The 4,924-nt window shown below is 64.0% G+C and carries 7 protein-coding genes and 1 pseudogene; all 8 read right to left on the reverse strand.

Features of this window, described 5'->3' with window-relative positions; all coding sequences use genetic code 11:
- Positions 1 to 330 (reverse strand): annotated as a pseudogene (locus tag B3H86_RS04780) (hypothetical protein); the annotation flags it as partial.
- An 84-nt stretch (positions 331 to 414) separates the two neighbouring features.
- Positions 415 to 639 (reverse strand): F0F1 ATP synthase subunit C, encoded by a 225-nt coding sequence (locus tag B3H86_RS04785; protein WP_292051528.1) that lies wholly within the window; start codon positions 637 to 639, stop codon positions 415 to 417.
- A 62-nt stretch (positions 640 to 701) separates the two neighbouring features.
- Entirely contained in the window at positions 702 to 1,490 is a 789-nt protein-coding gene (locus B3H86_RS04790; RefSeq protein ID WP_292051530.1) for a F0F1 ATP synthase subunit A, read from the reverse strand.
- Between the two features lie 5 nt (positions 1,491 to 1,495).
- A complete protein-coding gene (locus B3H86_RS04795) occupies positions 1,496 to 1,864 on the reverse strand; it encodes an AtpZ/AtpI family protein (RefSeq protein WP_292051532.1) in 369 nt (122 codons plus the stop codon).
- 152 nt (positions 1,865 to 2,016) lie between these two features.
- The gene (gene scpB, locus B3H86_RS04800) at positions 2,017 to 2,697 is read right to left on the reverse strand and encodes an SMC-Scp complex subunit ScpB (protein WP_292051534.1); all 681 of its coding nucleotides are present in this window, start codon (positions 2,695 to 2,697) and stop codon (positions 2,017 to 2,019) included.
- Positions 2,694 to 3,518 (reverse strand): segregation and condensation protein A, encoded by an 825-nt coding sequence (locus B3H86_RS04805; protein WP_292051536.1) that lies wholly within the window; start codon positions 3,516 to 3,518, stop codon positions 2,694 to 2,696. The genes scpB and B3H86_RS04805 overlap by 4 nt, the downstream gene beginning before the upstream one ends.
- 20 nt (positions 3,519 to 3,538) lie before the next feature.
- On the reverse strand, positions 3,539 to 4,597 hold the full coding sequence (nagZ, locus tag B3H86_RS04810) for a beta-N-acetylhexosaminidase (protein ID WP_292051538.1): 1,059 nt from the start codon (positions 4,595 to 4,597) through the stop codon (positions 3,539 to 3,541).
- Between the two features lie 10 nt (positions 4,598 to 4,607).
- A partial coding sequence (locus tag B3H86_RS04815) for an SPOR domain-containing protein (RefSeq protein WP_292051541.1) occupies positions 4,608 to 4,924 on the reverse strand: 317 nt, incomplete at its 5' end.

Below are 4,924 nucleotides of genomic sequence, written 5' to 3' on the forward strand. Positions count from 1 at the left end.
GCGGGCAGCGGCGCGCGCCTTTTCGACCTCGGCGCGGGCAGCTTCGGCCTGGGCCTCGGCTTCGGCTTGAACCGAACGGGCGGTGGCGATGGCACCGTCGATGGTTTCGGCACGTTCGTCGATGACGCGACGCATACGCGGCGCGAACACCTTGGCGATCAGCACATAGGTGATGACGAACAGGATCAGCAGATAGCCGATCTGACCGACCCAGTGCTGGAATTCGAACTGGGGCAGGCCGCCCGAGGCGTGCTCGGTGGAGGCGTGGGTATCGGCTTGGATGTCGCCGGTTACCGTGTTCGGAGTTTCAAGTGTGGGTTCTGCGGCCATGGTCCGTCTATCTTTAGATCAGGACAACGGCGCGTAGGCGGACCTACGCGCCGTCGGGTACTGTTTGGTCTTAAGGCTAAAGAATTAGCCGAAGATCATCAGGACGCCCAGCACGAAGGCCAGGATGCCCAGGGCTTCTGCCAGAGCGGCGCCCACGAACAGGTTGCCGACTTGAGCAGCAGCAGCAGCCGGGTTGCGCAGAGCGCCAGCCAGGAAGTTGCCGAAGATGTTGCCGACGGCCAGGGCCGAACCGATCATGCCGAGGGTGGCCAGACCAGCACCGATGTACTTAGCGGCTTCTGCTTCCATGATGATGTTTCCTAAATCGAGAGAGCGTTGGAAGGTAGGGTTTAGCGGACTGAGGTTGGGCCTTAGTGGCCTTCACCCAGGTTGACCACATCATTGAGATAGATGCAGGTCAGAACAGTGAAAACGAAGGCCTGAAGGAAGGCCACCAGGAACTCAAGTGCCGTCATGGCAACGGTCATGCCCAGCGACAGGGCCGCAACACCGAAGAAGGCATAGGCCAGACCGCCGGTAGCGATGGCCACAGCACCCAGCTGAACAACGAACTGGGCGAAGATCTTCAGGGCGACGTGGCCGCCCAGCATGTTACCGAACAGACGAAGCGCCAGGGTGGCCGGACGCAGCAGGAACGAGACGAACTCGATCAGGCCGACAACCGGACGCAGGGCCAGCGGTGCACCGGCCGGCCAGAACAGCTTGAAGAAGCCCAGGCCATTCTTGACGAAGCCGACAACGACCACGGTCAGGAACGAGATCAGGCCCAGCGTCAGGGTGACGGCCAGCTGCGACGTCGCCGTGAAGGTCAGGAACATGCCCAGCAGGTTCATGGCCAGAACCAGCATGAACATGGTGAAGGCGAACGGGAAATACTTCTTGCCGTCGTGGCCGATGATCGACGAGGTCAGGTTATCGACCATGCCGAACAGGGTTTCACCGGCGGCCTGCATACGGCCCGGAACCACCGAGTTCTTGCTCGTAGCCAGACCGAGGAAGCCGACAACAGCGGCAAACGCGATCGTCATGGCGACGTGCGAGTTGGTGATTGCGATCACTTGCTCACCGAGAACGGGAACGTTGACCGTGCCGAACTCTACGAGCGGCTTGACCTCAAATTGTTCAATCGGACCGGCCATGAAGCCTATCGTTCCTCGTCTTCGTTAACCTCGACAACCGGCTCGCCCGCAGGGGTTTCGCCGAGTGCCTTGGCCTCCGCCATCAGCCGTTTGGCTGTATTGCGGGCCATAAAAAATGACAAAGCGAAGCCCACGAGGACCCCGCCGATTACGCCTATCGGTGCGGTGTCGAAAAAGTAATCGACAGCCACCCCAAGTCCCAGACCGATGAAGACGCCACCGATCAGTTCAGCGACAATGCGCCAAGCCTGACCGACGACCTTCTGAGCTTCGGCAGTCGCAACCGCCTCGGTTCTGGTCCGCGCCTCCAGGGCGGATGCGCGTTCCGAGAGACGTTTCATCGTCTCTTCGCGCGATTCCTTCGTAGAGGACATGGGCCAATTCGCTCTTCGCCGACGGGTGCCGACAGGGGTCTGAATTTCGCGCGGAACCTATAGGCGCAAGGGCTTCAGGTCAAGGCGAGAGCTTTAAGACCTAAGTGTATGGATTTTCGCGGTTTATTTTCAGGCGCGGCGTAAAGCCGCCCCTAAGGTCTCGACTCGTCGTCTTCACTGATAAAATCCTGAGCAAACTCAGGCGCATCGTTATCCATACCCGGCAGGGTGTCGCCCGCATCCTCTTCGCGGGACAGCGAGGGGTCGGGCACCTCAAAGCCGACAGGCATGGACAGGTCCAGCAGCCCTGCGGCCTTCATCTCCTGCACACCCGGCAGGTCATAAAGGCCCGAAAGGCCGAAATGTTCGAGGAATCGGTCGGTCGTCCCATAGGTGACAGGCCGCCCCGGCGTGCGGCGACGCCCGCGCAGGCGCACGAATCCCATTTCCAGCAGCACATCCAGCGTGCCCTTGGACAGGGAAACGCCGCGCACGCTCTCGATCTCGGCGCGGGTGCAGGGCTGGTGATAGGCGATTATGGCAAGGGTTTCGAGCGCGGCCTTGGACAGACGGCGCGGCTCTTCCCTCTCCTCGGTCATCAGGAAGCCGAGGTCGTCCGCCGTGCGGAATCGATAGCGCCCTGCGACAATATCGAGCACCACGCCCCTGCCCTGATAGCGTTCCTGAAGCGCGGTCAGGGCACCGGACACATCCGCCCCTTCGGGCAGGCGGCGGGCCAGTTCCTCATGCGACAGCGGCGCGGCGGCGGCGAACAGCAGGGCCTCAACGCGGCGCTCGATTTCCAGATGGTCAGGGGCGAAATTCAGGCTCACGGTTCCAACTCCAGCGCGGGGGCCGGTCCACGGCGGCGCAGCCAGATCTCGTCAAACGGCTTTTCCTGACGGATGTCCATGCCGCCTTCCTTCACCAGTTCCAGCGAGGCCGACAGGGTGGAGGCGGTATAGCTGGCCTGTGACGGGCCGTCGTGATCCTCGGGGCGTTGCGGCGCGACACGCTCCAGCGGGGTCCATTCGGACAGGCGCGGCATGATCTCGCGCAGCCAGTCGCGGGCGGCTTCCAGCTGGAAGGCTTCGACGCGGGCGGTCGGGGCGTAGTTGCGGCGTTCCTGCTTCACCCGTTGGGTGACATAGGCGGTCATCAGCTCATAGAGGCTGGCGTCGATCTGGTCGGACGGGACGATGACCGTCTGTTCGGGATCGCCGCGCATGAAGACGTCGCGGTTCAGTTGCGGGCGTTTGGTCAGATTGGCCACGGCGGTCCGCATGGCTTCCAGCTTTTGCAGGCGGAAGGCCAGGGCGGCGGCCATCTGCTCGGCAGGGACTTCCTCGCCCTTGTCCTTTTCGTTGCGCGGGATCAGCAGGCGCGACTTCAGATAGGCCAGCCACGACGCCATCACCAGATAGTCGGCAGCCAGCGAAAAGTTGCGTCGCCGCGCCTCGTGAACGAAGGCCAGATACTGTTCGGCCAGACGGGTGATGGACAGTTTGAGCAGGTCCACCTTCTGGCCACGGGCCAGTTCCAGCAGGACGTGCAGGGGACCTTCATAGCCTTCCAGATCGACGACGAACGTCTCCTTCTCCTCGGCCTGCTGGACCGCGGTGAAGTCGAGGTTCGGCTGGAAGGCGTCTGTCATGTCCCCTGCCCCCTATGGTTTCAGGCCGGAGCCTGTGCCTCGCCGACATCAGGGCCGCGTGCGGCCTCGAACCGTCCCTCAAGGGCGGCGGTGAAGCGGGCGCGGGCCGCGTCGATGTCCAGCGGCTCGGGCGAGCGGACCAGACGTTGCAGCGCAGCCTCGGCGCGGCGGGCGGCAATGCCCCCAAGAGTCTTGGCGGCCGAGGCGACCTCGATCATCTCGTCCATCCTGCCGTTGCAGTGCAGGACCACATCATTGCCCGCCTTGAACGAGGCTTCGGCGCGGTCTTTCATCGTGCCGGACAGGGCCTGCATCGACAGGTCGTCGGTCATGATCAGGCCGTTGAAGCCCAGACGCTCGCGCATCAGGCGGATACCGGCCTTGGAGGTGGTGGCAGGCGCATTACCATCCACGGCGGTAAAGACAACGTGGGCCGTCATCGCCCGCGGCATGTCGGAGTTGGCGCGGAAGGGCACAAAGTCCCACGCGTCCAGCTCGGCCAGCGGCGTTTCCACGACGGGCAGGTCGTGGTGGCTGTCGGCAAAGGCGCGGCCATGGCCGGGGATGTGTTTGATGATCGGCAGGACACCGCCCGCCAGCAGCCCCTCGCAGGCGGCGCGGCCCAGCTGGGCGACCGTCTGCGGATCGCGGGCATAGGCGCGGTCGCCGATGATGTCGTGGGCACCGGGGACCGGAACGTCCAGAACCGGAACGCAGTCCACATTGATCCCGAGATCATAAAGGTCTTGGGCGATCAGACGCGCGCCGAGGCGCACCAGTTCGCGGGCCTTGAACACATCGCCCTGCGCGGCCTGAAGATAGGCAGCACCGGGCGGATATTTCGGCCAGAAGGGCGGGCCGAGACGCTGGACGCGGCCACCTTCCTGATCGATCAGGACAGGGGCGTCATCGCGGCCCACGGCGTCGCGCAGGTCCTGGACCAGGGCGCGCACCTGATCGGGGCTTTCGACGTTACGGCGGAAAAGAATGAAGCCCCACGGGTCGGCGTCGGCAAAGAAGGCGCGCTCCTCTGCCGACAGCCTGTAACCCGAGCAGCCGTAGATGGCAGCTGTGGTCAAACGCCTGTCCTCAGCCGACGAAGCAGGAGCCACCCGACGCCTTGATGGCGTTGCACAGGGCGGTGGCGCGTTCACGGCTCATGCCGCCGAACGAGGTGCGGTACAGGGTCTTGCCGTCACGCTCGATGGCTTCGATCTGCTGGCGGGTGCCAGAGGTCAGAGCCCCGTGGCGCGAAGCCGCCGAAGCGTATTCACGCTCGGCCTGCTCACGCGAGGAGAAGGCACCGATCTGGACGCGGTTGGTGCCGGTCGCAGCAGCAGGAGCCGGAGCGGGGGCCGGTGCTGGCGCAGCCTTGGGAGCCGGTGCCGGAGCGACGGTTGGTGCCG

Source organism: Brevundimonas sp. UBA5866, from assembly GCF_002432125.1.
In the GTDB taxonomy this organism is placed as follows: Bacteria; Pseudomonadota; Alphaproteobacteria; order Caulobacterales; family Caulobacteraceae; genus Brevundimonas.